This window comes from Arthrobacter sp. 2YAF22_2, assembly GCF_052114645.1.
GTDB lineage: Bacteria > Actinomycetota > Actinomycetes > Actinomycetales > Micrococcaceae > Arthrobacter.
In genome coordinates this window covers 1-3,420 of sequence record NZ_JBFRFD010000414.1, presented here as the reverse complement: position 1 = coordinate 3,420, position 3,420 = coordinate 1, and the positions used below count along the sequence as shown (strand labels likewise).

The 3,420-nt window shown below is 63.0% G+C and carries 1 protein-coding gene and 1 pseudogene; one reads left to right on the top strand and one right to left on the bottom strand.

The features are described 5' to 3' along the window. Positions 1-1,106 precede the first annotated feature (1,106 nt). On the bottom strand, positions 1,107-1,700 hold the full coding sequence (locus tag AB4Y86_RS15055) for a hypothetical protein (RefSeq protein ID WP_441403003.1): 594 nt from the start codon (positions 1,698-1,700) through the stop codon (positions 1,107-1,109). Between the two features lie 318 nt (positions 1,701-2,018). On the opposite strand from AB4Y86_RS15055, the pseudogene AB4Y86_RS15050 reads away from it, so the two are divergent. Continuing rightward, positions 2,019-3,064: pseudogene (locus AB4Y86_RS15050) on the top strand (IS110 family transposase). Positions 3,065-3,420: the final 356 nt, after the last annotated feature.

Sequence of the window (3,420 nt, the reverse complement as noted above, 5' to 3'; positions counted from 1 at the left end):
CCTAGTTACAGAAGGGCGCCCACGGGTCACTTTAACTCGGTCCGACGCTCACTAACATCGCCGGGTGGGGCCAGTTTCAACTGCCCTTCCGGGGCCAAAAATACTTGACACAACCACCCCAGGTTCCACCCGTCCACCAGGTGGCACAAGGCCCCGCCAGCGATGCTCAACGACGAGTATGCGCTGGAAATCTGGTGAGAACACCCACACATCAGCAGCCAATGGGCGCGGATCCGCTCGCCAAGTGAACTGGAACCACGCCAGGAGCCCATCTTCGGCTACGTGCGCGATGGACACGTCACGGATGGCCGCATCAACACCCCGCTCGTCGTGCAGTGCCGGCACCTGGTCCGGAGTAAGGGGGTGGAACCCCGAGGGTGTTGTCGGGTCGTCTGCGTGGATGTTCGGTGAGGACACCGTCCAACCGTACGTCGTGAGTTCCTCCGCTGTGTCCGGTAAAGGATCCTCCACTGGACAATGCGATGCCCGAATTGGAGTCCGTTTACGGCTGGGTGTGACGCTGATTCTCAGGTGTCTTGGGGTCGCTTCGAGCATGGAATCCCAGAACTGATCGGTTGCGACCACTCTCCTCGCTGTCCCACGGGCCGCGGGTAGACAAAGCCAGCATTGCGACGCCTGCCAAGATAAGCCACAAATAGCTCCAGGACGCGGCGACCGCCCCTCGAAGGATTCCGCTCATTACGGCGAAGGCACCGACAGCGAATAGGAGTCGCGTTGCCTGCCAACCGAACAATCCCTGACTGCGTCTCATTCATCCACTCTACGTGCAGCGCTAGCTCCTTCGGCGGCACTGATTCCGCGGCGAAGGGCGCACCTCCCGACGGCATTCCGTAATACCGTTCGCTTTCCGGCAGCGTCTTTCCTCAGCGGTCCCAGTGCAGAGGGCCTCTAACATTCGGTGCAGACGACATTCGAAATTGACATATGTGACGGTGCCCGGTGAGGGATCGGCTAACGGACATCCGCTCGAGTCATCGAACCGGCCACCGGATCACGACTGCGCTGACCGCGATGCATGATTGATTCTGGCCCTGTGATGCCTCGGTACGCGAGGCAGCGAGGGGCCCGATGCGGACCGCTGCAGCTCATAGCCCTTCTGGGATTTGTTGAGCAAACCATTTCCTGAAGGCGGTCAGATCGTGCAGAAGTGGTTTGGTGATGCCGAAGAACGACGCTCCGATGCGCCAACCGGTCTTGCACTCGACGGGAAGAACGAGGAATGCGATCGAATGCGCGCCCCGAAGACGCGGTCTCGACCCTTGCACCAGCTCCTGAACGACCCACGGCCTGAAGGTTGGCGAGGTGGGGCCGCCCCATTCACCGCCGTTCCCGTCGGCCTGGGCTGCGACCCAGCCGATTGCGTCGCGGAGCAGCGTTTCGGCCACCCGCCCCAACTCCGGTTCGTGCACCAGAGGCCCGTAATAGTCGATAGGTCCGGTAACCCCGCGCAGCACCGCCGCGCCGAAGATGGTCGTCCACCACGAGCTCCACTGAGCGGAAACCTCGTCGCGGTCCGCCGTGACAAGCTGCTCGGGCGCGATGGCAGGTGCGATCCGGCAGCCGGGAGATCCACCCAGTCCCGGATCGAGCCCTAGCCGATCTCGGATGTACAGGGCGATGCCGAGCGCCTGCGGCTCGAAGAATGCCGTCTCAAGCTTCAAAGGCCGGAACAACGCCATGCTCGCACCCTACGCTTAGCCCGAATAAAAGCAACAGAGCGCGTTGACTCTCTAATAGGTGGTGGCTGGCCTGGTGTCTGGCTGGCAGGATGGCTGCCAGTCCTGCTGGACGTGACTCTCGTTGACTCTGACCCGGTCCCGGTGTCTTTTTTATGACCTGTCCGTTCGGCGGGGCTGGCGCCGGCCTGTCCTCTTCCGATGGCTTGATAGAAGGTCGTCCAGGGTGCCACCTGTGACTCATTAGAGAGCTGCCTCGAAAGAACCCTTCCAGGCCGGCGCCAGTTCACGGCATCTGCTTCCGGAAAGGAAAGACCCGCAATGACTATCGTTGCAGAAGAGTATGGCCACGTCATGGGCGTCGACACACATGCCAGGACCCACACCTACGCGATCGTGGACACCTCTACCGGTGTCTGCACGGCAACCGAATCGTTCCCCACCACGGCAGCTGCCATCTGTCGTGCCATCGCCTGGTTGAAGCGGAACACGAACGGCAACGTGCTTGCCGCGGTTGAGGGGACTTCGTCCTACGGGGCCGGGCTGACCCGTGCCCTGAAGACGGCCGGTATCCCCGCGCGGAGGTGAAGCCACCGCGACGGGAAGCCCGGGCCGGTGTCGGCAAGTCCGATCCGATTGACGCGCTGGAAGCTGCCCGGCAGGTTCTGCACCGGCAAGCGGAGCGTCTCGCGGTGCCGCGTGCCGACGGGCTCCGCGCGGCTCTTCGCGTGTTGTTGACCGGCCGCAGGGGCCTGGACACACGGCGCACCGCTGACCGCAACGCCCTCAACGCGCTGGTGCGCACCACCAACCTCGGCGTTGATGCCCGTAGGGCGCTCACCGGTGCCCAAGTCACGATGATCGCCGGCTGGGGAGAGCGCGTCTCCGATACGGTAGACGTGCAGATCGCCCGCCAGGAAGCCGCCCGGCTGGCGGCCGCGGTCAAGGACGCAGACAGGCACCTGCGCCGCATGAAAGCCCAGCTGAAGGAACTCGTCGAGCAGCTCGCCCCGGGATTCCTGACCCGCCCGGGCATTGGGCCGGTCACCGCAGCGGTCATCCTCTGCGCGTACTCGCACCACGGCCGGATACGCTCCGAAGCCGCCTTCGCAGCCCTTGCCGGCGTTTCCCCGCTGCCCGCATCCTCCGGAAACACTGTGAGGCACCGGCTGAACCGCCACGGTGACCGGCAGCTGAACATGGCCCTGGACATCATCGTGAAAGTCCGCATGGTCCACGATGAGACCACCAGACTCTACGCAGCACGCCGAACCGGTGAAGGCCGCACCTATCGGGAAATCAAACGTGTCCTGAAACGCTACACAGCCCGCGCCATCTTCCGCGAGCTGCAGACCCTTCTTACTTGACAGACATCATAGAAGGGTCTCTAAAAAACCTCCGCGTACTTCGCCATCGACGCTGAGGATTTGTGGGCGGGCCCGGCCGGCGGCGTGGGAGGAATCGGCAAAATCGTAACCAGTCGGTCGCCGTCGATGCAGTCCACAATGCGGCACGAATACTTGCGCCTTGTCGTGCCCATGACTACCGGTGGAAAAGTGGTTTTACCTGCCCTTGCTCTGCTCGGGATTGGGCAGGGACCCCAGGCAAGCCGTCTCGGTGCTTGCTACTAGCCATCCTCGTCGTGGCCGGTAGAAGTTCCCTCAACGGGACAACCAGAGTCAGGCAGTGACTCCGGCATACGCGGCCGCGTTGACTGTGAATC